Genomic DNA, 26,705 nt, shown 5'->3' on the forward strand with positions numbered 1-26,705 from the left:
GCCGGCACTGGCCAGGGCAAAGCCGCGTTCACCTGAACAGATGTAGCGCGGCGTATTGCAGCAGCATGATGGTCTTGGCGTCGACGATGCGGCCGTCGCTGATCATGGCGAGCGCGTCGTCGATCGAGAGCTCGAGCACCTCGATGTCCTCGCCCTCGTCGGCGAGCCCGCCGCCGTCACCGATGCGCATCGCGGCATCGTATTCGGCGACGAAGCAATGCAGCTTCTCGGTCACGGCGCCCGGAGACGTGAAAGCCTCGAACACCTTGCGCACATGCGCGAGCCGGTAGCCGATCTCTTCCTCCGCTTCGGCGCGGATGCGTGCTTCCGGCTCGGCATCGTCGAGCATGCCGGCGGCAACCTCGATCAGGAGATCGTCATAGCCGTTGGCGAAAGCGGGGTAGCGGAACTGGCGCACCAGCACGACGCTGCGGGTCGTCAGGTTGTAGGGCAACAGCGCCGCACCGTTGCCGCGGTCGTAGACCTCGCGCACCTGAGTCTGCCATTCGCCGTTGGCGCGCCGGTAGTCGAACGTTGCGCTCTTCAGCTCGTAGCGGCGCTTCGAGAGCAACTCGACGTCCTTGACGCGGACGCGGTCGGCGATGCTCATGCGTTGATCCTCAACCCTCTCACGGCGTCGCTTCGCGACCGTCGAGCCATTTGGCCAGCATCACCGAGGTCGATTCGTCATAGCCGAGCGATTGGTAGAACGCGCCGGCCTTGGCGTTCTCCCGCCGCACCAGCAGTTGCAGCTTCGGCACGCCGGCGGCGCGCAGCCAGTCCTCGGCCGCCGCCATGATGGTGCGGCCAAGTCCCTTGCCCTGGCGGTTGGGATCGACCGCGACGTAATAGACCCAGCCGCGATGGCCGTCGTGGCCGACCATCGCGGTCGCGACGATCGCGTTGGCGTCGCGGCCGACCAGCACGGCCGAGTTCGGTCCGCGCCGCGCCAGCGCGATGTCGGCGGCGGGATCGTTCCACGGCCGCGTCAGGCCGCAGCCCTGCCACAGCGCGACGACATCGGCGATGTCGTTATCGGTGATCGGTGCAATGGTGAGGGAGGCAGAGGAGGAGGGCATCGTCGCCTGCTCGGTCACAGCACCTTGCCCGGGTTCATGATGCCGAGCGGATCGAGCATCGCCTTGACCTGCCGCATCAGCTCGATCGCGACCTTGTCCTTTACGTCGGGCAGTTCGTCGCGCTTGAGCACGCCGATGCCGTGCTCGGCAGAGATCGAGCCGCCCATCCGCAGCACGATCTCGAACACGACGGCATTCACGTCGTGCCAGCGCGCGAGGAAGTCGGCCGCGTTGGCGCCGACCGGCTGGCTGACATTGTAGTGGATGTTGCCGTCGCCGAGATGGCCGAACGGCACCGGCCGCGAACCCGGGATCAGCTTCACCACGGCAGCATTGGCTTCCTCGATGAAGGCGGGCACGGCGGCGACCGGCACCGAGATGTCGTGCTTGATCGAGCCGCCTTCCGGCTTTTGCGCCGCCGACATCTCGTCGCGCAGCTTCCAGAACGCCTGGCGCTGGCTCAGATTGGCGGCGATGACAGCGTCATCGACGATGCTGTCCTCCATGCCCTGGGCCAGGATCGCCTCCAGCGTGTCGCGTGCGTCGTCGCGCGACGACGACAATTCCATCAGCACGTACCAGGGGTGCTTGCTCTCAAGCGGATCGCGGATATCGATGCCGTGGCGGATCGAGAAGTCGACCGCGACGTCGGCGAGCAACTCGAAGCTCGTCAACGCACCGGCCGCTTGATCGCGCGAGATCGACAGCAGCTTGAGTGCGGCCGCCGGCGAAGCCAAGCCGACATAGGCGGTCTCGACCGCACGCGGCCGCGGAAACAGCTTGAGCGTCGCCGCGGTGATGATGCCGAGCGTGCCTTCGGCGCCGATGAAGAGATTGCGCAAATCGTAGCCGGTGTTGTCCTTTTTCAGCTTCGACAGCGCGTTCAGCACCCGGCCGTCAGCCAGCACGACTTCGACCCCGAGCGCCATTTCGCGCGCCACGCCATAGGCAAGGGCTCCGGTGCCGCCGGCATTGGTCGAGAGGTTGCCGCCGATCGTGCAGCTGCCTTCTGCGCCGAGCGACAGCGGAAACAGCCGGTCGACCTCGGCTGCCTTTTGCTGCGCGATCTGCAGCACCACGCCGGCCTCGCAGGTCATGGTGTTGGATTCGACATCGATGTCGCGGATCTTGTCGAGACGCCGGAGCGAGACCACGACCTCGCCATTGTGCGGCGTCTGGCCGCCGACCAAGCCGGTATTGCCGCCCTGCGGCACCAGCGCGATCCTGTGCTCGGTCGCGAGCTTGCAGATCGCAGCGACTTCGGCGGTCGAGCCCGGGCGCAGCACCAGCGGCGAGCGGCCGTGGAACAGGTCACGCTCCTCGGTGACATAAGGCTTGATGTCGGCGGCGTCGGTCATCGCATATTTCGCGCCGACGATGGCGCGGAATTTCTCGAGCAATTCGGGCGGAAGCGGCGGCACCGCTGATTGGACGATATTCATTTTTTCTTGGTCTTTCACTCAGTCGGGGATCTTTGCCTAAGCATGCCCTTCGCGCAAACGCTTCGCGTTTGTCGCGAGGGAAAACCGGTTCCCGCTTGGCGCCAACGCGGCCGTTCCGGTCCGGGTCATACTTGTTACCGCCCAACGGCTGCGCGGCGCAGCCGGTCATTGATGGCTTCGCCCAATCCCTCCTCGGGAATCGGCGTCACCGCGATCGCATCCGCGTTTCTCTTGTCGAGGGTGCGAAGGTAGCCGAACAGATTGGCGGCGGCCTCGGCAAGATCGCCGCGCTCGGACAGGTTCATCTCCACGGAGGCGCATTCGCGCCGCGCGACCTTGGCCGGCCCGAACGACAGCAGGGCTTCGCCGACATGGACGTCGCTGGCATTGAGCCGGACCGGTGTCCGCGGCGCGTAGTGCGAGGCGAGCATGCCGGGGGCAACCGGCTGGGCGTCGCTTTCCGCGTCTTGCGGCGGCGACTGCAAGGGCTGGCCAAGCACGCGCTCGATCTCTGCGCGCGTCAGCCCGCCGGGTCGCAGCAGCACCGGATCGGAGAAGCAGCCGACGATGGTGGATTCGACGCCGACCTCGACCGGCCCGCCGTCGACGATCAGGTCGATGCGGCCCGCGAGATCGCCGTTCACATGCTCGGCGGTGGTCGGCGAGACATGGCCGGAGAGATTGGCCGACGGCGCTACCACGGCACCGCCGAAAGCCTTGATGATGTCGCGCGCCACCTTGTGGGCCGGGATGCGTATGGCGACCGTGTCGAGCCCGGCGGTCGCGAGTTCCGCAACCGGGCAGGACAGCGCCTTCGGCAGCACCAGGGTCAGGGGACCCGGCCAGAACGCGTCCGCCAATCGCAGGGCCTGCCCATTGAACAGGGCAATCCGGCGGGCGGCGCCCAGATCGGCGACATGGGCAATCAGGGGATTGAAGGCCGGCCGGCCCTTGGCCTCGTAAAGCCGGGCGATCGCGGCGGCGTTACCGGCATCGGCGCCGAGGCCATAAACCGTCTCGGTCGGAAACGCCACCAGGCCGCCCTCGGCCAGGACCCCGGCGGCGGTCGCCGTGGCGGCGGCGCCTGCGGACAAAACGTGCGTTTTCAGACCTGTATCCACTGTGACTAGATTCCTCAATTGGGTGGCTCGTGGTCCCTTGCGGTCCCCGAAACCCGACGCTATAAGCCGGCCCTCAGTCGGAGTGTGGCTCAGCCCGGTAGAGCACTGCGTTCGGGACGCAGGGGTCGCAGGTTCGAATCCTGCCACTCCGACCATTCTTTCAAGCACTTATAGGTTCTGTGTTTTTCGTGCGCAACGAAATGCGCAACGATTTGAGTCTCGGCAGCCATGTCTGTCGCCCTCGAGGCAACCGTCAAGGACGTCGAACAGCGGTCCGCGGCGGCCTTGTACTGTTCTAAATCGGAAAAAAGACGGTCGGGAAGCGCGAGGGAACTAGCCCCTGTCGGGATGCTACATCGAACACCATCAAGCACCACAAGTCCTCCCTTCGGACCTACGAGCTGATTTGGCGGATATCAAAGCACGAATAGCTCGCGGAGAGTAGTGGTCAGCTTAGCGCCTTGCCCCAAAAGCTTTCGCCGCCTCTTCCTGAAAGTCCGGGTGGTGATGGCCATAGTTGGCCTCTAATTGCTCAACGGTCATGCCGAGCCAGCCAGCGGCTTCCCACATGTCGACGCCCGCCTGCATCAACCATGTCGCCGCTGTATGGCGCAGTGAATGCCGGACGACGTCGTCGCCCAGCCCGGCGTCCTCCAGAATACCATTCCAGGCTGACCTGATCTTGCCAGCAAGCGGCTGGCCGTCGTGCATGCGGTTCACGACGAACCGGATTTGTTCACCGTCTCTCATAACCCCTGAGACGCGGAGTTCTGCAGATCGAGCTTGGTCGATCCTGCGCCATCGAATCAGATGCGGACGCAGGCGGCTAGCGATCTTTGCCGGCGGCCGCCGTTTCTTGGTCGACTGCTCCAGCGCCCCTTTGCCCTGGTAGACCATCGCGTCAAGGTTCATCCATGGATGGGTCGTTGTTGGTAGCCACTGGGTGCGCCGGATGGTCTCTTCGCGACGAGCACTGTAAATACCGATCAGGCAGAAGCGCGCCGCGGGATAGCGACGACGAATGATCCACCGCTCCCGTCGCACGAGCTCGCCATCCTCGCTGCGCTTCCACGTTTCCTCCTCGGTGTCCCACACGTAGCCGATTGTTGCTCCGAGTAGGCGCGCTGCCTCGTTGCGCGTTAGCCATCGGTGTCGTCCTTCGGCTTTAGGAGGAAGAGTGATCTTTGGAACGACGGTGAGCGTATGCTCGGCGTGGTAGGCGTTCACGGCAGCGCGTAGATCTTCGAGTCGGCGTCGTGCGGTTTGATCAGAGACTGCCCCGTTGCGTGGCTTGATGCCAGCCTTCCTATGATTGTCGTTCGCAGTACCGGTGGACCAATCGACAAAGTCGCGACAAAGCTGAGCTTTAAGCTGACTGACGTTTTTATCGCCAAAAAAATTGTTAAGATCGAGCAAGCGAATGAGCAGCAGGTCATGTTGTGCCCACGCGCGTTCATCGCCCGTGTCCTTGGGCCGCTTTGAAATTTCGTAGGCAGTGAGGACGTCGGCTATCGCGAGGACGTTCGGGTCAGTTGCCCCGATGGTGCTGGTATGTCGCTCGCCGATATAGGTCTCGAGCGCCTTCGCAGCTCCGTCAATGTCGTCGCGGCTGCAGCCTGTGCGGATTTGCCGGCCACGATCGAGGATGATCCAGGTTTCATCGTCCTCTCTAAACCAGAGTCGTGGCGGCTTGGCTTTGCGGCCCGGCATGACGGCTTGACCAATTTGCAGATCGCTCGAGGGGTTGTCAGATCCTTGCCCGCAACTTTGGCGATTTCAAGAGTCCCAGTGGCCGCGGCTCTGCGCAACGATGATATTGTCAACGGACCGAGTGGGAAGAACACTGCCGCGGCCTCGACAAGGGTCATTACTTCATCCTCACCCCATTGGGCAGGATCGGGCCGCGCTTTTGCGCGAGCGAGCTTGTCGATCTTGCGCTTCGGCATTCCTTGAACGCGTTGCTCGTGGGGTCGCGCTGCCTTTGGATCGGAGCGTGAGGCCCTAAGTGTAGACGAAATCCACTCTTCGAGCAGTCCTACTGATGCGTGGATGGGGTAATCGGCGGCTTACGACTGCGAATCGGACAATTGTGCTTGCAGAGCGCAGTGGAGTGGCGGCGGCCCTTTGCTCCGGGGACAGTGGTGAGCAGCTCAATAGGCGGGAGGATCTTATTCGAGCTTGAGGTGGCGCCGCCCTATCGCAGGTTTTGCAATCTTAACAACCTGTGACAGCCGAAGCTATCCTGAGAACGAGTCTCGGCTGTCTGACATCACACTCGACTGGATGGTGGAATTCATCACCGAGAAGATTCCCGAAGCAGGGCGCGTGATCGTCGACAAGAACCTGTTACGGCTCTATCCGCCGGCCGATGGAATGATGCGCGACGAATGCATGGTCGGATGGGCGGAACCGCATTCCGTTGGTCGAAAGCGGTCCGCGACGTGCCAGAAACCGCGCAACTTCACGAGACGGTCTATCAAAGGCTTGCGATGAGCTCGGTCCGCAACTTTACGAGCTTTGGCCCGTACAGGCCAGTCGCTCTGCGAAATCATCTAAAGGCAAAGGCGTTCTTCGAACCAGCCTCGACGGAGAAGGATCTCGCCGCGAGATAACATTCCAAATGAAAAACAAACGTGCCTCGCTTTATGAGGGAGACTCAGCGGCGAAGTAGACCCTCGCTGCCCGACAACGCCGATCACTTCGTTTCTGAATAGAGGGGGGCAATGATCGCGGCCGCAACCTCCTATTGGATAAACTAAGCCAGCGACACCGCATCGCAAGGAGCTGCTTGGATTTGGCAAATGGATAACCACAGTCTTCGCGCTCGTGTCATTCCGATGGCAGGAAATTCAACTGCTGATGCAATGGAGGTCCAGCGATACACTTGTTGGACGGCTCTCGATTTTGCTATCAAAGCCGCTTGCCATTATCTTCAGCAGGCGAGTCTTCGCAACCGAGTTTTCGCCCGCATGGCAACAATCGTCGCGTTTCGCGTCAACAAAAGAATACCGCTTTCCCGGACGCGCTGAAAAAGAGTTTGGCTTGGACTCGCTCGTCCCAATTTTCTCTGAGAGTATTGGTTGCTCGCCGATGATGCTTGCGAGGGGAACGTGGATGACTTTCAAGGGCCTCTTTGACCGATCTCGAACCTGCGTTGCGCAGCTGATGTCCTATCGCGCACCGTGTTGTTGACGCACCGATTGCGCGCCGGCGCGGATCAGGGCTGATCGCGCAAAGTTTCCCATCCCGATCTCAGTGACGGCTTGAACGAGCTGTGTCGTAACCCGCGCCAGCCGCAGCGTGAATGCATCGTGCTGCTTGCGTCACACTTGCAAATCCAAACTTCAGAAGGACATTCCTATGACCGCGAACCATGATCAGATCAAATTCGCCTATTGGGTGCCGAACGTTTCCGGCGGCCTCGTGATCAGCAAGATCGAGCAGCGAACCGGGTGGGATATCAATTACAATCGCCGGCTGGCGCAGATCGCGGAACAGGCGGGGTTCGACTATGCCCTGAGCCAGATCCGCTTTACGGCCGGCTATGGCGCCGAGTTCCAGCACGAGCCGGTCGCCTTTAGCCACGCGCTGCTCGCGGCGACCACGAAGCTGAAGGTGATCGCGGCGCTGCTGCCCGGGCCTTGGAATCCGGCGGTCGCCGCCAAGCAGATTGCCACCATCAACCAGCTCACCGAGGGCCGCGTTGCGGTCAATATCGTCTCTGGCTGGTTCCGTGGCGAGTTCACCGCGATCGGCGAACCCTGGCTCGATCACGACGAACGCTACCGGCGCTCGGAAGAGTTCATCCGGTCGCTACGCGGGATTTGGACTCAAGACAGCTTTACCTTCCGCGGCGATTTCTATCGCTTCAGCGACTACACGCTGAAGCCGAAGCCGGCCCAGCCGCTGCCCGAGATCTTCCAGGGCGGCAGCTCACGCGCGGCGCGCGACATGGCCGCGCGGGTGTCGGACTGGTACTTCACCAACGGCAACTCGGTCGATGAGATCAAGAAGCAGGTCGACGACATCAGGGCCAAGGCAAGGGCCAACAACCATTCGGTCAGGATCGGCGTCAATGCGTTTGCGATCGCGCGCGATAGCGAGGCCGAGGCGCGCAGCGTCCTCAACGAAATCATCGCCAAGGCCGATCCGGAGGCCGTCGATGCCTTTGGTCACGAGGTCAAGAACGCCGGCAAGGCCTCGCCGGAAGGTCAGGGCAATTGGGCCAAATCGAGCTTCGAGGATCTCGTCCAGTACAATGACGGCTTCAAGACCAACCTGATAGGCACGCCCGAGCAGATCGCCGAGCGCATCATCGCGCTCAAGGCGGTCGGGGTCGACTTGGTGCTGCTCGGCTTCCTCCATTTCCAGGAAGAGGTCGAGTATTTCGGCCGCCGCATCATTCCGCTGGTGCGTGCACTGGAAGCGGACGCGTCGCGGCACGTCCAGGCCGCCGAGTGATCCGGGAAACATTGGCGTGACCATGATCGCAGCAAGCGCGGGTGTGCTTCCGTTGGATGGCGCCCTTGTCGAGCCGGCGCTCTCTGCGCCCTTGTCCGCGCGCGCGGACGTCGCGGACTGCGCGCTCGTGAAACGAGACAGTGGCGAGATCCAGCCGGTGCTCGCGCTTGCTGACATCTCGCTCTCGTTCGGCGGCGTCGCCGCACTGCGCGACATCGATCTCGAGGTCGCACAAGGCGAGATCCGCGCGGTGATCGGCCCCAACGGTGCCGGCAAGAGCTCGCTGCTCAATGTCATCAGCGGGCTCTACCGGCCGGACCGGGGCCGGGTCTGGCTCGGCGAGCATTCCTTCGGCCATGTACCGACGGCGCGGCTGGCGCAGCATGGTGTGGCGCGGACGTTCCAGAATCTCGCTGTGTTCAAGGGCCTCTCGGTGCGCGACAACGTCCTGATGGGACTGGCGCACCGGGTCCGCGCCGGCTTTCTGCGCCAGATCGCCGGCTCGCCTCTGGCGCGGCGGATCGAAGCGGAGAACCGCGCCGCCGCAGAAGACGTCATCGGCTTCCTGCACCTTCGCGAGGTGCGCGACCGCGCCGCCGGAACCTTGCCCTATGGTTTGCAGAAGCGCGTCGAGTTGGCGCGCGCGCTGGTGGCGCGGCCGTCGCTTTTGCTGCTCGACGAGCCCTTTGCGGGCGTCACGCTCGGCGAGAAGCACGAATTGGCTGCGCATGTCCGCAACGCCCGCGACAGCTATGGCGCCACCATCGTCCTAATCGAGCATGACATCGGTGTGGTGATGCGGCTGTCCGATCGCATCGCGGTGCTCGACTATGGCCGCAAAATCGCCGACGGCACGCCGGACCAGGTGCGGTCCGACCAGGCGGTCGTCGATGCCTATCTCGGCGTCGCGCATGCGGACGAAACGGAGCTCGCACTTTGATGTTTGACTATCAATTCCTCATCGAAGTGCTCGTGGGCGGTCTGCTATCGGGCGTGATGTATTCGCTGGTCGCGATCGGCTTCGTGGTGATTTACAAGACTTCGGGCGTGCTCAACTTCGCGCAGGGCGCGATGCTGCTGTTCGCGGCGCTGACCTTCGTCAGTCTGGTCGAGCGCGGCGTCGCGCTTCCGCTCGCGCTGCTGGCGACACTCGCGATCATGGTCGCGCTCGGTGTCGCGGTCGAGCGCACGGTGTTGCGGCCGCTGGTCAACCAGCCGCCGATCACCTTGTTCATGGCGACGCTGGGGCTGTCCTATGTGATCGAAGGCGCGGCGCAGCTGTTGTGGGGCACCCAGGTCCACGGCCTCGACATCGGCATCAGCGACGTGCCGCTCGATATCGCCGGCGTCTTCATCAGCCGGTTCGACCTGTTCGCGGCGGCGGTGGCGGGCAGCCTGGTAGCGCTGTTCGCGCTGTTCTTCCGCACCACGCGGACAGGGCTGTCGTTCCGCGCCGTCGCCGACGATCCGTTTGCAGCACTTGCGGTCGGCCTTCGCCTGCCGCGGGTGTGGGCCATCGTGTGGACGGTCGCCGGCATCGTTGCGATGGTCGCCGGATTGCTGTGGGGCGCGCGGCTCGGCGTGCAGTTCTCGCTGTCGCTGGTGGTGCTCAAGGCGCTGCCGGTGCTCGTGCTCGGCGGCTTCGATTCGATCGCCGGCGCCATCGTCGGGGGCCTCCTGATCGGCGCGATCGAGAAGCTCGCCGAGGTCTATGTCGGCCCGTTGATCGGCGGCGGCATCGAGGCTTGGGCGGCCTATGTCGTCGCGCTGGCATTCCTATTGGTGCGGCCCTCGGGACTGTTCGGGCAGAAGCTGGTCGAGAGGGTCTAGCACATGGACGCAACCTCGAACCTGCGCCAGACCCGCCCCATCGACCGCATTCTGATCGGCATCGGCGCAGTGATTGCGTTCGGCGTTATCCCGCTCGCCGGTTCGGATTATTTGATGGACGCGGTTCTGACGCCGTTCCTCGCGCTGGGGCTCGCCGCGGTCGGGCTCAACGTCCTCACCGGCTATGCTGGGCAGGTGTCGCTCGGCTCGGCCGCGTTCCTCGCGGTCGGCGCCTATGCCGCCTACAATCTGCATCTCCGTGTGCCCGAGCTGCCGCTGCTGCTCGATCTGGTGTTGGCCGGCCTCGTCGCGGCCGCGATCGGCATCGTGTTCGGGCTGCCGAGCCTGCGGTTGCGCGGGTTCTATCTCGCGGTCTCGACGCTCGCGGCGCAGTTCTTCGTACAATGGGCGCTGACCAAGTTCGGCTGGTTCTCCAACGACAATCCGTCCGGCGTGATCGACGCGCCGGCGCTGACCATCGCCGGCTATTCCTTCACCAGCGCGGCGGGCCGCTACCTGTTCTCGCTGGCCGTCGTGACGGTGGCGACGATCTTGACCTTGCTGCTGCTGCAATCGCAGACCGGCCGCAACTTCATCGCGGTCCGCGATCACGAGATCGCGGCAAAGGTGGTCGGTGTGCCGCTGCTACGGACCAAGCTGCTGGCGTTCGGCGTCTCCTCGTTCCTGATCGGGGTCGCTGGGGTGCTGTGGGCCTTTGCCTACCTGCGCACGGTCGAGCCGGCCGGCTTCAATCTCGATCGCTCGTTCCAGATCCTCTTCATCATCATCATCGGTGGATTGGCATCGCTGCGCGGCGCGTTCCTCGGCGCGGCCTTCATCGTGGTGTTTCCGCTGATCCTGTCGCGGCTCGGCGCGGCGCTGCTCGGTGGCGTGTTCGACTCCGGCGTGCTGGAGATGAGCCAGCGCATCGTGGTCGGTGCGCTGATCATCGCCTTTTTGATCGCGGAGCCGCGCGGATTGATCGCGCTGTGGGACCGGTTTCGCGCGGCGTCGGCCGCGTGGAGCGGCTTCCGCAAGACGTTTCCTGCAACTGACACATCAAGGAGCTGACGATGAGGTTTCTACACTTGAAATTCGCGCTGGGGGTAGTGGGTGTCCTTGCATTTGCCGGAGCACCGGCGGTCCACGCTGACGAGCAGTTCTTTCCGCTGCAAAGCTATCGGGTTGGCCCCTATGCCGCCGGCGGCACCGGCTTCTTCGGCGGCTTCATCGACTATCTGAACCTAATCAATATCCGCGACGGCGGCGTCAACGGTGTAAAACTGACCTGGGACGAGGGCGAGACCCAGTACGAGGTCGAGCGCGGCGTCGAGGTCTATGAGCGGTTGAAGAACCGGCCCGGCGTCGCATCCTGGAATCCGCTGTCGGTCGGCATCGCCTACGCCATGATCGACCGCATCACCAAGGACAAGGTGCCGCTGATCACCGTCAACCATGGCCGCACCGATTCGACCGACGGTCGCGTCTTTCCCTACGTCTTCCCGCTGCTGCTCAATCCTTACAGCGAGACCTCTGGTATCGTGAACTACATCGCGAGCCGCGAAGGCGGCGTCGATAGGCTCAAGGACAAGAAAATCGTCGTGCTCTATCATGGCTCGCCCTACGGCAAGGAGACGATCCCGATCTACAAGCTCCTCGCGGACAAGTATCATTTCAGCGTCGAGCAGATCGAGGTGCCGCATCCCGGCAACGAGCAGCAGTCGCAGTGGCTCTCGATCCGGCGCGCCAAGCCCGACTATGTGGTGCTGCGCGGCTGGGGCGTGATGAATCCGGTGGCGCTGAAGACCGCGCAGAAGGTCGGCTTCCCGGCCGACCACATCATCGGCAATGTCTGGTCCAATTCCGAGGAAGACGTGATCCCAGCGGGCGACGCCGCCAAAGGCTATATCGCGATCACCACGCAAGCCTCCGGTGCCGAATATCCGGTGCTGCAAGAGGTGATCAAGACCGTCTATGGCGCAGGCAAGGGCAATCTCGACGACAAGAAGCGGATCGGCAGCGTGTACCACAACCTCGGCATCGTGAACGGCATCCTCAACGTCGAGGCGATCAGGATCGCGCAGGCGAAGTTCGGCAAGCGCACGCTGACCGGCGACGAGGTGCGCTGGGGCTTTGAGCATCTGCAGCTGAATCCGGCGCGGGTCGAGGCGCTCGGCGCCAAGGGGCTGTTCCATTCGATCAATGTCACTTGGGACAATCACGAGGGCGACGGCCGCGTCACCTTCCAGCAGTGGGATGGCGCGAAGTGGAAGGTGGTGTCGGACTGGATCGCGCCGGACTGGGCGTCCCTGCGGCCGATCATCGAGAAGTCCGCGGCCGCCTATGCCCAGGAGCACGGCATCAAGCCCCGCACTTCCGGCGACGATCCGGTCAGCCAGTAATTGATCGCGCCGCTGCGGGAGCCTTATGCCTCCCGCAGCCGGTAACTCGACGGATCGAACCATGAGTGAAGTCCTGCTCTCAGTCGACGGCCTGGCCGCGACCTACAATCACGCCATCCGCGCCGTCAGCGACGTGTCGCTCGTGGTGCGGCCGGGCGAAATTGTCGCCGTGCTCGGCGCCAACGGCGCCGGCAAATCGTCCACCCTGCAGGCAGTGTCGGCGCTGCTGCCCGCCCGCCGCGGCCAGATCACTGCGGGCCGCATCCTGTTCGACGGCCACGATCTTGCCGGCATATCGGCCGCCGCGCTAGTGCGGGTCGGCATCGTGCCGGTGCTCGAAGGGCGGCACTGTTTTGCGTCGCTGACGGTCGAGGAGAACCTCTTCACCGGCGCGATCGGGCGCGATGCGACCCGCGCCGAGACCGCAGATGATCTCGACCGCGTCTACACGCTGTTTCCGCGGCTGAAGGAGCGGCGCCGTTCGCTGGCCGGGCTGACCTCCGGCGGCGAGCAGCAGATGACAGCGATCGGCCGCGCCCTGATGTCGCGGCCGCGGCTGCTGGTGCTCGATGAGCCGTCGATGGGGCTGGCGCCGCTCGTCGTGGAGGGGATTTTTCGCGCGCTCAAACAGCTCAATGCCGAGCAGGGTCTGTCGATCCTGGTCGCGGAGCAGAACTCGACGGTGGCGCTGCGCTTCGCCGACCACGCTGTCGTGCTCGAGAACGGCCGCAGCGTGCTCGCGGGTGCCGCCGGCGAGCTGCGGCGGCGCGGCGACATCAAGACGCTCTATCTCGGCGGATCGTCACAAGCCGATCCGAGCCGGCAGCCGACCCACGTTGTCGCTTGACATCAACCCGGACAGGAGAATGACCATGGTCCAAGAAAATCTCGCCCGAAAGATCGACGACGACGTCTATGCAAGACTCGACGCCGCGATCGACGCCACCGTAAAGGTGAACGCCGATCGCAACGACAAGGAGAGCCGGTTTCCGCGCGAGAATCTGCGTGCGCTGTCGGAGGCCGGATGGACCGGTGTGCTGAACGAGGTGCAGCATGGCGGGCTCGGCCTCGCTCACGTCGACTTCGCCGAAGCCGCCTATCGCATCGGGCAAGCCGATGCCTCGACCGGCCTCGTCTATGTGATGCATGTCGGCGCGGCCCAAACTATCAATCTGTTCGGCAGCGCCGACCAGAAGGAGCGCTGGCTCAAATCCAACAATGGCGGCCTGCTCGGCACCTATTCGACCAGCGAGCGCGCCACCGGCGGGCACTGGTGGTTCAATCTCTCGGAAGCCTCGCGCGACGGCGAGGATTATCTGGTCAATGCCGAGAAGTCGTTCACGACCAGCTCGGGCCAAGCCGATTACTATGTGGTGCAGACGCGCACGCCCGGCGCAAAGGACCAGGCCGATATCGTGTTCTTCATCGTCGACGGCAAGGCCGAAGGGATCGAATCACGGCCTTGGGATGCGCTCGGCGTGCGGGCCAATCATTCAGGCCCGATCCGCTACAGCAATGTGCGGGTGCCACGACACGACCGGCTCGGCGGCGAGGGGCAGGGCAAGGAAATCATCTATGACGGCGTGTCGCCGGTCTACCTGATCGGACTCGGCGCGGTCTGGGAAGGCGTGGCGCGCGGAGCGCTGAACGCGGCGGTGGCGCACACCACGAGCTTCGTGCACAAGGATCGGAATAAGAGCCTATCGGATTACCAGGCGATCCGGCAGGAGCTAGGCGCCGCTAAGGTGCTCGTCGAGACCTTGCGGCCGTGGCGCAACGAGCTCGCGGCGCGACTCGACGTGCTGTGGCGCGCCGGCAGGCCGCAGAGCGAGATCCTGATTCCGCTGACCGAATTCAAGGTCCACGCCGCCGAGGTCGCCAACAAGGTCGCGGCCACCGCGCTGACGGTGACCGGCGGCTATGGCTACCATCGGGGTCCGATCGAGCGATCCTATCGAGACGCGCGCGCAGCGATCGCGATGGGCCCGTCGAATGTGATCGCACGGGACTGGATCGGCAAGGCGCTGGTCGGCCTACCATTGGAGCTGTTCTACGAAGGCGGTGAGTAAGGCCTCACGGCCTCTACTCCATAGGCCGCGGATGACCGTCCACTACGTCGGTAGTTGACCGCGAACCGCGAATTTGTACAAGCTTAGGGGCCCTTCAGAAGTCGTTGGCAGTCTTTGGCTCGCTCGATCAACTTTGCAGCAAGGTGCTGGATAACGGCGTTATCTAGCCCTTCCGCTTGCGCGGTAGGGAGTGGGGTAACACCAACAGCATTGCTTGTTTTAAAGATCGGAAAGAGTGCTGGATATCTGCAATACAGGCCATCGGAGCCAAGCAGATTGGAAGGATGCGCAGCCTGTTCTGATGGCCGATAGCTGCTCAGCGGTTACTCCTCGACGAAGGACTGATCGGTAGGCCACTTATGAATCATTGAAAAATTGATTCGGGAATCCTGATAAGAAATCCAGCAATCTGCCAAAGTAGTGCTAGTCACGTGAATCTAAAGTTCACCACATAAAGTCTGGTGAGCTTTGTGGCAGAAGCGTTTAACGGAAGCCAAAATCTGGTTGGCAGACTTTAGTCCATTTGAAGGGCTTCGGGTTTTTGTTGTGCAGCTTGCGTGGCGTCAAGACTGATGCGGAGTACGCCTCCGATGCCCTGTCCAGCATCAGATCTCCTGTCGTCCTGATCGGGTACAATCTCAGTTACGAAAAATTCAGCGTTGTCTTTCGTAGCCGAGTCTTTTCTGCCACTTCCTGACGCTCGCTAGGGCCCTCCCTACTGCTCCTTTGCTTCCATTGACGTTGAATGCGGGGCGCCTCAGGGTAGCTCCTTCGATTATGGAGGAGACGTGATCTTGATACGGCGTGGTCAGGACCTCGAAAGCAGTGTCCAAGTTGAACGTAGTGCAGCCGCAGATATGCCGGTGCCCAGCCATCTGCGTCGCCTCCCGTTTGCGCAGCGGGTGACCTGCACTGTCGCGGAGGCCTGTGAAGCGACAGGTCTCGGGCGGACCAAGATCTATGAACTAATCGGAGATGGTCGAGTTGCCACGACGACGGTCGGTCGCCGTCGTCTAGTCATTGTGCAATCTCTGTTGGCTCTGGTTGGTGTCAATGCCAAACCAGCCGACCCTGGACAGGTTCGCGGCTCCTGATGACAGCTGACGATGGCACGGCTACCATATCGATCGTGAATTGGCTCTTACCTTGGTTGTCGCCTCAGCCCGGTAAAGCCCCGAGTCTGGAAGCCTGATACTATCAGTCGTGTGGTGGAAGCCACTATAGAGTGTGCTTTTGCAGTAAGCGCCTCTTATTGATCATCCGAGCCCAACCGAATTTTCGCTGTGGCGCGGGACCAGGGAGACAACTGCCGCCCGCGCGAGATCTTCCAACGCCGTTGAGATATATTTAGCGTAATGCCGCTCAATCATTTTCACGGAAGTGTTGTGCAGCTTAGCAACGTGTTGAATAGGGAGGCGGTTTCGCAATCCGCGAACGATGCTGGAATGTCGCAACGCATAAGGAATGGCTTCTGGTAGCGCGGCGCGATCTCGGATGGCGTGCCATGGACGAGTAAGTTCTGCCGTCTTCCATGGACCGCGTTTTGACTTTCTCCAAACGATGCTGCCGGCCTCCTGCTCGTAGCTCCATCGCTCGAACAACGGCGCCTCTTTTGGCCGATCCAATATGGCTGGCAACAGGACTTGGATGACATCTTCGCCCACCGGAACTGGAACGGAGCCACCGTTGCCACCACGCCCCTTGTATGAACCTGGCACCATCAAGCGCTGCTCGTCCCATTGTGCATCACTGACGCGCATCCGTCTTGCCTGTGCAAATCGCGCACCCGTGGCTGCAAGGCACACGACAATGCGATGTAGGTCGCCTTCGAATCTCTGCTCATCGTCGATCTCGCGCGCGGCCCGAAGTAGGGTGCAGATTTGCGCATCCGTAAGGACTTGGTTGTCTCGAGCGACTGATGACTCATCATCATCATCGATGCGCTCAGCTTTAAATCCGTCTTTCACAATCGAAGGGAACGTTGGGTTCAGCTTCTTTTGTTCCGCCGACAGGCGGGGCCATGCTGCATTCAGCCCGGCCTTCAGATCATTTATGAGCCGCTGTTTTGTCGTGGCCTTCAATTCGACAGGAAGATCCTCGCGCCACGTCAAAAGATCATCTTCCCGTAGCGCGTGCAGATGCACTGCGGCGAGAGAGGCGGCCTCAACGGCTTCCTGGCTACCACGCTCCTCTTGACCAAGAACATAACGCCGCAAGCGGTGACCAGCATCGGATCGAACCTCGCGACCGGCCCGTCGGCTATCACGGGCATTACGTTCCCTGATGTACGTCTCTACAGCCGTACGCACGGTGGGTGCCGGTCCGGCCGCTTGGGCCGCCGCTTCTATTCTGAACCGGGTGACGTGTTCCCGCGCTTGGGCCGCCGCCAGCTCGAAAGTCAGCGTGCCTTCGGCAAGTTTGTCGTTGACGTCGTTGGCGATGCCGACCGGCGCCTGCTTGTAGTTGGCTCCGTCATGGTGATTGCGCCAGCGCACGAGCCAAACGCCGCTCCGCTTGCCCTTGCGGTAGCCAAGATGCGCCTCGGCATCGAGGCGGCGCCAATGCACGCCAAGCTCCAGTCTGGAGCGGGCCTTGGCAGTGGTGATCTGAGCCTCAGTGAGTGTCTTTGTCATAGTATACGACCCCCGGAGTCGTCGAATATCCGTCGAATAAGCATCGGCGTACAAGGCCGAACAGCGAAGAACGGCTTTTAGCTAAGTTATTGACAAGGCTAGATTATGACGAACGAGTGCGGACCTGGCCGGGGAGAGTTTTCAGCCCTCTCAAGGCTGAAACAGGGGTTCGATTCCCCTAGGGAGCGCCAAATGTTCGCTATTCCACGACATTTTACGATACGGCTCCATTCGCCGGGAGCTTTCCTGCTCGACGACTGATTGATCACGCCGGCCGCCTGAGCAGTTGCCGCCTTGTGCTCATTTGCGTCCCGGTGACGCAGCTTCGAGCCCTCATCGCGCCTTGGCGGGCAATCTTGGCGGGCAATCCCCACCACGAAACAAGCGGCGGGCGTCCCTCGTTTCCGCTATGATGAAGCCATGACGATCGGGATTACCGGACCCGGCCGGAAAGGACCACGGCAAAGTGGCGTGGTCAGGCTGATCGTTGCGGCCATCGTCATCACGATTTGCCTGATCCTGCTCTCGTTCGCGAGCGACTTCCTGGTCGATTGGCTGTGGTTTTCATCGATCGGCTACCTACAGGTTTTCCTGACGGCGATCGGCGCCAAGGCAATCGTCTTTCTCTCCGTCTTCGCGGTGACCACTGTCGTCCTCTCGCTGAACGGAGTCCTGGCGGTGCTGTTTGCCATGCAGCAGCCGCTACAGAACCGAGTCGCCCCGGGGAAGGTCGCCGGTTTTACGGCGCCGCCCGATCCGTTCGTAGAGCTGCGCGACCAATTAGCCCGGCCGCGGTTTGTCGCGCTCGGTGCGGGCGTGCTCGCCGTGCTGGTTGCCGCAGGCGAAGTCGGCAATTGGAACATCTTCCTGCAGTTTCTCTACCACGTGCCCTACGGTGCGCAGGATCCGCTCTACAACAAGGACATTGGGTTCTATCTCTTTTCGCTACCCGCCTATATCGCGATCAAGAACTGGATGCTGCTGACAATTATCCTGGGCGCGCTGTTTGCCGGAGCGATCTACTGGGTGCGCGGCGACATCGAATACGATGTTCACAACCGTTCAATTTCGCCGACCGTGATCGCGCATGGCTCGGCGCTGATTGGCCTTCTGTTCGCGGTGAAAGCCTGGTCCTATGGGCTCGACCGCTATCTGCTGCTCTACGGCGACAATGGTGTCGTGGTCGGGGCGAGCTACACCGATGTCAATCTGGGGCTGCCGGCTCTGTGGTTGATGATCGGGCTTTCGATCATCGCGGCGCTCATCGCATGGGCCAATTTGCGGGCGTGCACCTACCGGCTTCTTGCCGCCGCGTTCATCCTCGTCGGCGTCGGCTCTGTCATGCTGTCGAGCCTCGTCCCTTCGCTTTTCCGGCACTTCGTCGTCAAGCCGACGGAGTTGGAGTTGGAGAAGCCCTACATCGAACGCAACATTGCGCTCACCAGGCAGGCCTACAATCTCGACCGGATCGCAACCAAGCCGTTTGCCGCTGAACAGAGGCTGACCTTCAAGACGCTGGAAGCGAACAAGGCGACCATCGACAACATCCGGCTGTGGGACTGGCTGCCGCTGTCGAATACCTACGCGCAGCTGCAGGAGATCCGTACCTATTACAATTTCCACGATCTTGACGTCGATCGCTATTGGCTCGACGGCTCCTACCAGAGCGTGATGCTCTCGGCCCGCGAACTCCGGGCCTCCCTGCTGCCGGCGAACGCCCAGACCTGGGTCAACCGCCACGTGCTGTTTACGCACGGCAACGGCGCAGTGATGAGCCCGGTCACCCGCAAGAGCACGGAAGGACTGCCGTTCTTCTATTTGCGCGATATTCCGCCCGTTGCCGACGGTGGCCCCAGGATCGACGAACCGCGCATCTATTTCGGCGAAGAGAGCGACGACTACGTCATCGTCAAGGCCAGCATCCCGGAGTTCGATTATCCGAAGGGGAAGGACAACGTCTATGCGGCCTATGACGGCAGCGGCGGTGTGCCGATCGGAGCATTGGGATGGAGAACGCTGTTCGCCTACTACTTCAACGACGCGAATCTGGTCCTCTCAAGCTATATCACGGCCGACAGCCGGATCATGATCCGGCGCAACATTACGGAACGGGTGCGCACGATCGCCCCATTCCTCAGGCTCGATCATGATCCCTATCTGGTCGTCAGCAACGGTCGGCTGTTCTGGATGCAGGATGCCTACACCACGAGCTCCTATTTCCCCTCAGCGCAGCCCGTGCCGGAGCTCGATCTCAACTACATCAGGAATTCGGTGAAAATTGTCGTCGATGCCTATAACGGGACGGTCGATTTTTACCTGATCGACCCAAGCGACCCCATTGCAGCGACCTACCAGCGCATCTTCCCGGACCTGTTCAAGCCGTTCATGGCCATGCCGGCGGATTTGCAGAAGCATATCCGCTATCCGGAGAATCTGTTCCTGATCCAGGCGCGGCTGTATCAGACCTACCACATGGAGCAGGCCGAAATATTCTACAACCGCGAGGACTTCTGGCAGTTTCCGCGACAGCCGGGCGGCGACGGCACTTCGGTGATGACCCCCTATTACATCATCATGCGGCTGCCCGGCGAGCCGCAGGCCGAGTTCTTCCTGATGCTTCCCATGGTACCGAGCCGTCGCGACAATATGATCGCGTGGCTCGCGGCGCGTTGCGACGCCCCCGACTACGGCAAGCTGATTGTCTACGAGTTCCCCAAGGACAAACTTGTCTATGGGCCGTTTCAGATCGAGGCACGGATCAATCAGAATACCGAGATCTCGCAACAACTCACGCTGTGGAATCAGATGGGCTCGCGGGTGATACGCGGTGCGAACCTGCTGGTGATCCCGATCGAGAACTCGATCCTTTATGTCTCGCCGCTCTATTTGCGCGCCGAGCTTGGACACCTGCCGGAGCTGAAACGCGTGATCGCGGCCTACGGTGAGCACGTCGTGATGAAGGAGACGCTCGCTGACGCCCTGGCCGCGTTGTTCGCGGAGCCCGGTGCGGTGCCGGCGGTTTCAAACGCAACCGAAACGGCGTCCCCTGCGGGCGGGACGGCGAGCCCGGCGCAGCAGGCGCTCGATCACTACAATCAGGCGATGGAGCGATTGAAGGCGGGAGACTGGAAAGGTTTCGGTACCCAGTTCGATGCCCTGCGCGAGCCCCTTGAGGAAATGAACCGACGCTCCGCCGGTCACTAGAGCATGATCCGGAAAAGCGTGTAGCGGTTGTCCGAAAAGATCGTGTCAAATCAAAGGGCCAGAGCGGGATGACGATTCGAAGAAAAGTCATCGCGCTCCAATGGGCGCGGGGAATTGTGAGTGCGGACGCACGCCTCAATCGGGTATTGTTAAAGGTCGCATTGCAATTTCAATCACATAGAGTTCGCAGTTTCGTTCCGATTGGCGCGCCATTGAGCCCTCATCCGCAAACCCGGAACTGACCCGCTTCGGCACGCAAAAGCGGCCATTTCGAGCGCATGGCTGCGGCTCCCGATTCAGATTGCGGTGCCGTTGGCCGCGATCACATTCGTGAACGATTGCGCAGGTCTTTCGGAACGGGCGCGCGCGAGAGCGCGCCTTGGTCGTTCGCCCCTCGCGAACTGATCGGCGCAGCATCAGACGCGATAGCTAGACTCCGCTGCAAATCCGCTGCTATACTTTCAGTTGCTCGACCGGCGTAAGGCACGCGCCGACATTTCGTTTGATTGCGATATCGCGAAAAGGAGCTCAACGATGGCGATCACGCTGACGGTCTTGGCGAGCCTGCTGCAACTGCACGGGCCGGGTGCGACAATCGAAAGCGATCATCAGGGTATCGACGCATTGCTGAGTGGTGTGCGCGAGCAGAGCCTTCAGGAGCAGGGCGCTCAGGAACAGAGCCCTCAAGAACAGAGCTTGCAAGAACAGAGCCCTCAAGACGTACAGGGCTTCCAACTCGGGGTGGTTTCCGACCAGCCCCAGGCGACTCAGGTCTATTTCCGACGCGGGGCCTTTGCCAGGGGGCCCTATGCGGGCGGCTTTCGCAGAGGCGGCGGCTACTATCCGGGCGCCGGCGCATTTCGCAGGGCCGGCGGATATTATCCCGGAGCAGGCGCGTTCCGACGAGGTGGCTTCGTCAGGGGCTACTAGAGCATGATCCGGAAAAGTGGAAACCGGTTTTCCCTCGCGACAAACGCGGGACGCGTTTGCGCGGAGATCATGCTCAAACAAACAGATGAGATCATGATGCGATTCCGTGGAAACGCATCATGATCTAGCCCGATCGCAGCTTGCTGGTATCCGCATGTCGGTTGACGCTTCAAATTCCGTCGCGTTTCAGGAGCAGCCGATCACGCAGTTGCTGGTCAAGGTCGCGGCGAGGTGCAACATCGATTGCTCCTATTGCTACTGGTTTCGCGATGCGGCCGTCTACGACAAGCCCAAGCTGATGAGTGCGGAGGTGCTGCAGCAGCTATTGCTGCGGCTCGAACAGCACGTCGCCAGATACTCCCTCGTCGACTTTCCCGTGATCCTGCACGGCGGTGAGCCGCTGCTTTGGGGCGTCGATAATTTTCACCGTTTTGCGGAGGGCTGCGAGGGCATTTCATCCCGGACCGGCTGCGAGATCCCCATCGCGGTGACGACCAACGGCGTCCTGATTGATGATGAATGGCTCGACTGCTTCGAGGCCCGCAATATTTCGGTGGCGATCAGCATCGATGGGCCGGCACATATTCACGACGCTCACCGCAAGACGTTTCAGGGGACCGGCACCCATGCCGCTGTGGAACGTGCCGCCCGCATGCTGGTCTCGCGCGACATCGGCGTGATCGCCCTCGCGGTCTGCAACCCGGCCTACGCGCCAAAGGAGTACGCGGATTTTTTCGCGGCGTGCGGCATCGCCAACTACGACATCATGATTCCCGACGCCACGGTGGACGAGAAGCCGTCGTCCATTGCCCCGTTCTATAACGGTCTTTTCGACTTGTGGCTGGAAGCCAATCGCACCAAGCCGACATCGAATGTCCGCATCATTTCCGACATGGTCGCGGCCCTGATCGGCAACAACGCGCCGACTGAAGGTGTCGGCCACAAGCCGGTCGAGCTTTGCACGGTCATGACCGACGGCACGGTGGAGGCCCACGACGTGTTGCGAATTGCGGGTGACGGTTTCACCAACACGCGGTTCAACATCTTCGATCACGCGATCGACGATGTCAGGACCGAGCCGCGCTGGAAAGCCGCACGCGATGCTTCAGTCAATCTTTGCGAGAAATGCCGGCAGTGCAAGTTCATGAACGCCTGCGGCGGAGGCTACCTTCCGCACCGCTTCTCCACGAAGAACGGTTTCGACAATCCGTCGGTTTATTGCGACGATCTCTATTCGATGTTCGAGAACATGCAATCCGTGCTGGAACGTCATCTCTACGTCCGCAAGCAGGACGGGGAACGGATTGACGTGCGCAACGCAGCGGCGGGCGGTTAGGCAATTCGAGAGATTTTCCCGTTCCGATGGAATCGGAACGGGGCTCCAGATTCTTGTTTTGACGCGACCGCCTCAAGACCACCGTCGAAACACCAGGCTGGCGTTGACGCCGCCAAATCCAAAACCGTTCGAGATCGCGTTTTCGATCGCCATCGGCCGCGCGACGTTCGCGACGAGGTCGATGCCCTGCGCTGCGGAATCGGCGTTCTCCAGATTGAGCGTCGGTGGCGCGACCTGATCGCGCAGCGCCAGGATGGTGAAGATCGCCTCGATGCCGCCGGCGGCGCCGAGCAGATGTCCGGTCGCCGACTTGGTGGCGCTGACGGCAACCTTTCCCTCGCGCCCGAACACGCGCTTGATCGCCTCGAGCTCGGAGAGATCGCCGACCGGCGTCGACGTCGAATGCGCGTTGAGATGCTGGACCTCGCCGGGCCGCAGGCCGGCCTGCCGCAGCGCCGCCTCCATCGCGCGCCGGGCGCCGTCGCCGTCTTCGGGACCCGCGGTGATGTGATAGGCGTCCGCCGTCGTGCCGTAGCCGATGAGCTCGGCGATCGGCTTCGCGCCGCGCCGAAGCGCGTGTTCGAGCTCCTCGATGACCAGTACACCGGCGCCTTCGCCCATCACGAAGCCGTCCCGATCGCGGTCGAACGGCCGCGACGCCCGCGCCGGCGTGTCGTTGAACGACGTCGACAGCGCCCGCGCCGCGGCAAAGCCGCCGAGGCTCACCGGATCGATGCAGGCCTCCGCGCCGCCGCAGATCGCAACGTCGGCTTCGCCTGATCTGATCAGGCGCGCGCCGTCACCGATCGCCTGAACGCTGGCGGCGCAGGCGGTCACCGGCGCGCCGATCGGACCCTTGTAGCCGTAGCGGATGGTGATGTGCCCGGCCGCGAGATTGGCCAGGAAGGATGGAATGGTGAACGGCGACAGCCGGCGCAGGCCGCTCTTCTCCGCCGTGCGTACGGCGTCTGCGATCGCCGGAAATCCGCCGATCCCGGATGCGATCACGGTGGCGGTGCGCTGCTGCGCCTGCGCCTCGGTCGGCATCCAGCCGGCCTGCGCCACGGCTTCCGCCGCGGCCAGCAGCGCGAACAGGATGAACCGGTCCATCTTCTTCTGGTCCTTGCGCGGGGCTGCGGAATCGGGATCGAAGCCACCTTCGGCATCCCCGGCCTTGTCAGGCACCTGTCCTGCGACGCGCCCCGGCAGCGCCCCCGCCCATTCCGGCAATGCTGCGAGCCCGGAATGCCCCGCCAGCAGCCTCGACCACACCAGTTCGGTGCCACAGCCCAGCGGAGACACCGTCCCCAGGCCGGTCACAACAATTCGACGCATGGTTCTCCTGTCGCGCCCCTGGTGCGAACCGGCATGGCCGGGATTCGAACCGGCCCGGGCGTCGGGTCGTTATATGATGATTGTCATCTATTGTCTCGACCGGCCGGACGTCAAGGGATTGACTTCGCTCTCAACGCGCCGTTCGTCTGGCGGTGGGGACGTGGCCGCTCGAGGCCGGAACAAGGGGTTGATGAGCGATTGCAGCTAGTGTGCTGAATGCGAAGTTCGTGCGATTTCGCGGCAGCTAGTTTCACGAACTTCGCATTCATAAAGCACACTGGAATCATAAGTTTGCTAGTGTCCTTATCGAATCCGAAGTTCGCTCCGAAGGTGCGGCAAATGATGCGAACTTCGGATTCGGGACACTAGCCAGCAACGATCACGCCGGCACGACGATATGGTCCGGCGCAATGCCCGCGCGGTGACGCTCATACATCGCGGTATAGGCGGCCTCGATATGCCGGGTGAAACGTTTGGTATCGAACAACGGCGCCGTCAGCTGGTTGGCCTTCAGCCTGGTTCTGAGCGCCGCGAGCTTCTCGGGATCGGTCGCAAGATCGACCGCCATGCGCTCATAAGCCTCCGGCGATTCCGCAATAAGCTCGGGCAGGCCGACCGCATGGAGCAAGCTCGCCGCGACCCGGCTGGCAAACGTGTGGCCGAGAATGGTCAGCACCGGCAGGCCGGCCCATAGCGCATCGCTGGCGGTGGTGTGGGCATTGTAGGGCGTGCTGTCGAGGAACAGGCCGGCGAGGCGATGACGCGCGAGATGGTCGGGCAGCGACATCCGCGATGCGAACACAAGGCGCTCCGCAGCGACGCCACGCGCGACCGCCTCCTTTCGCAAATTTGCGGCAGAGTCGGCGTTGGCTTCGAGGAGCCACAACATGCTGCCCTCGACGCGGCCGAGAATCCTCGTCCACCGATCGAACATGTCAGGCGTGATCTTGTAGTTGTTGTTGAAGCAGCAGAACACGAAGCCCGTCGGCGCCAGCCCCACGTCGCCGCGCGTGAACACGCGATCGGCAATGACGCGCTTGTCGTCGTTGGCCTGATAGCAGTCGGGCAGGGCGACCACCTTTTCGCTGTAGAATTCGCGATGGTGATCCGGGATCACGGTACGATCGGCGATGATGTAGTCGATGAACGGGGCACCGAGTGTTCCCGGATAGCCCAGATAATTGACCTGGATGGGGGCGGGCCGGCGGCCAAGGACTCTGGTGCGGGATCCCCCGGTAAAGCCTTTCAGATCGACCAGGATGTCGATTTCCAATTGTCTGATCAGGTCGGCGACCTCATCGTCGCTGCTGTCCCGGACCTCGACGAATCGATCGAATGAGGCCTCCAGCCGTCGACGCATCTCCGAGGGGTCGTTGGGCGACCATGAGATTGCCACCGTCTCGAATTTCGACCGGTCGTGGCACTCGAACATCCCTGCCATCAAGAGCGATGTCGCGTGGTTGCAGAAATCCGACGAGAAATAGCCGACGCGAATTCGATCGTGATGGTAGCGCTCGCCCCGCCAGCGCTGGCTTGCGGACGGCGGATGATTCTTCGCGGTCCATCGCGTGGCGCATAGCAGTTGGTCGGCGGTCGATGAAGGAACGCTGCAAAACAGAAATGGCGGCGTCGTCGCGTTCCGGGTCCTGATCAACTCGATAAGTCGGTCGCACTCGGCGTCAAAGCCGGCCCAGTCGCAAATGTGGGATTTGGCGTGCAGGCGATAGCCTTCGATGTCGGCCTGGTCCGGTTTGAGCGCGACGGCCTTGTCATAGGCGGCGAGTGCCTCGGGGTAGCGCGCCAGAGTGGACAGAACCTTGCCGCGGTTGGCGTGGGCAGCCGCATCGTCGCCCTTGTGCTGGATCGACTTGTCGATGCTGGCGAGCGCCGCCTCATGATGCCTGAGCCTGAACAGCGCCGAGCCGCGGTTGTTGTAGGCCTCGGCATAGTCGGGCCGCAGCGCGATCGCCTTGTCGTAACTCGCGACTGCCTCTTCGAGACGATCCAGTTCGACCAGCACGTTGCCGCGGTTGTAGCACGCGCCGGCAATTCCCGGCGCCCGGTCGTAGCTCGCGAGCGCATCATCGAACCTCTTGAGGTCGTTGAGCACGTTGCCGCGATCGTTGTGTGCGCCGGCATCGTTGGGCTTGAGCGCGATCGCCCTGTCCAGGCTCGCCAGCGCCTCATCGAGCCGCTGCAGCTTCCTCAGCGCGGCGCCCCTGTTTCGATGGGCATCCGCATGGTCAGGCACCAGCGCGAGCACGCGATCGAAGCTTGCGAGCGCCTCCTCGTGGCGTCCAAGCTCCGCGAGCGTGATTCCGCGATTGTAGAGCGCCGGCGCAAGGTTTTGCTTGAGCGCGATCGCCACATCGAAGCTCGCGAGCGCTTCGTCGAAGCGGCGCAACGCGCGCAGCGCATTGCCGAGGTTGCTGTGCGCGTCCGCGACGTTGCCGTTGAGCCTGATCGCGCGCCGGATCAGGTCGACGCCGCGCTCGCTGCGCCCGGTCTGCGCGGAAATCAGGCCCAGCAGATGCAGCGCATCGAAGTTGTCCGGCTGCTGTCGGAGCATGTCTTCATAGATTTTTTCTGCTGCGGCCAACTGCCCCCGCTGATGCAGCGCGACAGCCTGCGCGAAGGCGCGCTGCAAGGCGGTCGCGCTGGATTTTTGAAATTCACCTGTTTCGGGCATCAGACGTCTTCACGCGCTCTGTGTCCGGGTCATGGCCTCACGCCGGCGGACATGTCGCATCCTGTGCCCGCGATATGGATCGCCCGTTGATTAAAGGTTGAAAACTGGCAGATCGTCCTCGATTGCGCAACGGCCTCCAGGAACAGCTCCAGGAACAACTCCACGAATAGTCGG

20 protein-coding genes, 2 tRNA genes and 1 pseudogene are annotated in these 26,705 nt (G+C 62.4%); 14 read left to right on the top strand and 9 right to left on the bottom strand.

Annotated features, from left to right (window positions below; all coding sequences use genetic code 11):
* Positions 1-28 precede the first annotated feature (28 nt).
* The 4 genes from QA635_RS10825 to QA635_RS10840 all read right to left on the bottom strand — a co-directional run bounded on the left by QA635_RS10825 (position 29) and on the right by QA635_RS10840 (position 3,615).
* A complete protein-coding gene (locus QA635_RS10825) occupies positions 29-610 on the bottom strand; it encodes an NUDIX hydrolase (protein WP_092087295.1) in 582 nt (193 codons plus the stop codon).
* Positions 611-629: 19 nt separating this feature from the next.
* A complete protein-coding gene (locus QA635_RS10830; protein ID WP_225160039.1) occupies positions 630-1,079 on the bottom strand; it encodes a GNAT family acetyltransferase in 450 nt (149 codons plus the stop codon).
* Positions 1,080-1,093: 14 nt separating this feature from the next.
* Positions 1,094-2,521, bottom strand: coding sequence for an FAD-binding oxidoreductase (locus QA635_RS10835; protein WP_283068811.1), 1,428 nt, complete (start codon positions 2,519-2,521; stop codon positions 1,094-1,096).
* A 134-nt stretch (positions 2,522-2,655) separates the two neighbouring features.
* Positions 2,656-3,615: an L-threonylcarbamoyladenylate synthase gene (locus QA635_RS10840; protein ID WP_283068812.1), complete on the bottom strand. Its 960-nt coding sequence runs from the start codon at positions 3,613-3,615 to the stop codon at positions 2,656-2,658.
* 105 nt (positions 3,616-3,720) lie between these two features.
* Here QA635_RS10840 and QA635_RS10845 point away from each other — a divergent pair.
* Positions 3,721-3,797, top strand: a tRNA-Pro gene (locus QA635_RS10845).
* A 298-nt stretch (positions 3,798-4,095) separates the two neighbouring features.
* On the opposite strand, the gene QA635_RS10850 is transcribed toward QA635_RS10845, so the two are convergent.
* Positions 4,096-5,352, bottom strand: a complete 1,257-nt coding sequence (locus QA635_RS10850) for a site-specific integrase (RefSeq protein WP_283068814.1) — start codon at positions 5,350-5,352, stop codon at positions 4,096-4,098.
* Between the two features lie 1,091 nt (positions 5,353-6,443).
* Between QA635_RS10850 and QA635_RS10855 the strand changes: the two genes are divergently transcribed.
* The 8 genes from QA635_RS10855 to QA635_RS10890 all read left to right on the top strand — a co-directional run bounded on the left by QA635_RS10855 (position 6,444) and on the right by QA635_RS10890 (position 14,404).
* A complete protein-coding gene (locus tag QA635_RS10855; protein ID WP_283068816.1) occupies positions 6,444-6,671 on the top strand; it encodes a hypothetical protein in 228 nt (75 codons plus the stop codon).
* Positions 6,672-7,002: 331 nt separating this feature from the next.
* Entirely contained in the window at positions 7,003-8,103 is a 1,101-nt protein-coding gene (sfnG, locus tag QA635_RS10860) for a dimethylsulfone monooxygenase SfnG (protein WP_283068817.1), read from the top strand.
* Between the two features lie 22 nt (positions 8,104-8,125).
* Positions 8,126-9,043, top strand: coding sequence for an ABC transporter ATP-binding protein (locus QA635_RS10865; protein ID WP_283071588.1), 918 nt, complete (start codon positions 8,126-8,128; stop codon positions 9,041-9,043).
* On the top strand, positions 9,043-9,933 hold the full coding sequence (locus QA635_RS10870) for a branched-chain amino acid ABC transporter permease (protein ID WP_283068818.1): 891 nt from the start codon (positions 9,043-9,045) through the stop codon (positions 9,931-9,933). Before QA635_RS10865 ends, QA635_RS10870 begins: the two co-directional genes overlap by 1 nt.
* Positions 9,934-9,936: 3 nt before the next feature.
* Complete coding sequence (locus QA635_RS10875) at positions 9,937-11,004, top strand: branched-chain amino acid ABC transporter permease (RefSeq protein ID WP_283068819.1); 1,068 nt, start codon at positions 9,937-9,939, stop codon at positions 11,002-11,004.
* Between the two features lie 2 nt (positions 11,005-11,006).
* A complete protein-coding gene (locus tag QA635_RS10880) occupies positions 11,007-12,335 on the top strand; it encodes an ABC transporter substrate-binding protein (RefSeq protein ID WP_283068820.1) in 1,329 nt (442 codons plus the stop codon).
* 61 nt (positions 12,336-12,396) lie between these two features.
* Positions 12,397-13,182: an ABC transporter ATP-binding protein gene (locus QA635_RS10885; RefSeq protein WP_283068822.1), complete on the top strand. Its 786-nt coding sequence runs from the start codon at positions 12,397-12,399 to the stop codon at positions 13,180-13,182.
* A 25-nt stretch (positions 13,183-13,207) separates the two neighbouring features.
* Complete coding sequence (locus QA635_RS10890) at positions 13,208-14,404, top strand: acyl-CoA dehydrogenase family protein (protein WP_283068824.1); 1,197 nt, start codon at positions 13,208-13,210, stop codon at positions 14,402-14,404.
* 437 nt (positions 14,405-14,841) lie between these two features.
* On the opposite strand, the pseudogene QA635_RS10895 reads toward QA635_RS10890, so the two are convergent.
* A pseudogene (locus QA635_RS10895) lies at positions 14,842-14,962 on the bottom strand (IS630 family transposase); the annotation flags it as partial.
* A gap of 299 nt (positions 14,963-15,261) precedes the next feature.
* Between QA635_RS10895 and QA635_RS41755 the strand changes: the two are divergent.
* A complete protein-coding gene (locus tag QA635_RS41755; RefSeq protein WP_168855855.1) occupies positions 15,262-15,498 on the top strand; it encodes an excisionase family DNA-binding protein in 237 nt (78 codons plus the stop codon).
* 162 nt (positions 15,499-15,660) lie between these two features.
* Here QA635_RS41755 and QA635_RS10900 read toward each other — a convergent pair whose 3' ends face one another.
* Positions 15,661-17,037, bottom strand: a complete 1,377-nt coding sequence (locus tag QA635_RS10900) for a tyrosine-type recombinase/integrase (RefSeq protein WP_283068825.1) — start codon at positions 17,035-17,037, stop codon at positions 15,661-15,663.
* A gap of 110 nt (positions 17,038-17,147) precedes the next feature.
* Here QA635_RS10900 and QA635_RS10905 point away from each other — a divergent pair.
* The 4 genes from QA635_RS10905 to QA635_RS10920 all read left to right on the top strand — a co-directional run bounded on the left by QA635_RS10905 (position 17,148) and on the right by QA635_RS10920 (position 22,507).
* Positions 17,148-17,228: transfer RNA gene (locus tag QA635_RS10905), tRNA-Glu, on the top strand.
* Positions 17,229-17,457: 229 nt separating this feature from the next.
* Complete coding sequence (locus tag QA635_RS10910) at positions 17,458-20,241, top strand: UPF0182 family membrane protein (protein WP_283068826.1); 2,784 nt, start codon at positions 17,458-17,460, stop codon at positions 20,239-20,241.
* Positions 20,242-20,775: 534 nt separating this feature from the next.
* Positions 20,776-21,171 (top strand): hypothetical protein, encoded by a 396-nt coding sequence (locus QA635_RS10915; RefSeq protein ID WP_229189152.1) that lies wholly within the window; start codon positions 20,776-20,778, stop codon positions 21,169-21,171.
* A 154-nt stretch (positions 21,172-21,325) separates the two neighbouring features.
* Entirely contained in the window at positions 21,326-22,507 is a 1,182-nt protein-coding gene (locus QA635_RS10920) for a radical SAM protein (protein WP_283068829.1), read from the top strand.
* Positions 22,508-22,579: 72 nt separating this feature from the next.
* Here QA635_RS10920 and fabF read toward each other — a convergent pair whose 3' ends face one another.
* On the bottom strand, positions 22,580-23,842 hold the full coding sequence (gene fabF, locus QA635_RS10925) for a beta-ketoacyl-ACP synthase II (protein ID WP_283068831.1): 1,263 nt from the start codon (positions 23,840-23,842) through the stop codon (positions 22,580-22,582).
* Positions 23,843-24,221: 379 nt separating this feature from the next.
* Positions 24,222-26,531, bottom strand: coding sequence for a tetratricopeptide repeat protein (locus tag QA635_RS10930; RefSeq protein ID WP_283068833.1), 2,310 nt, complete (start codon positions 26,529-26,531; stop codon positions 24,222-24,224).
* Between the last annotated feature and the right edge of the window lie 174 nt (positions 26,532-26,705).

This window comes from Bradyrhizobium brasilense (assembly GCF_029714345.1).
GTDB classification, from domain to species: domain Bacteria; phylum Pseudomonadota; class Alphaproteobacteria; order Rhizobiales; family Xanthobacteraceae; genus Bradyrhizobium; species Bradyrhizobium australafricanum.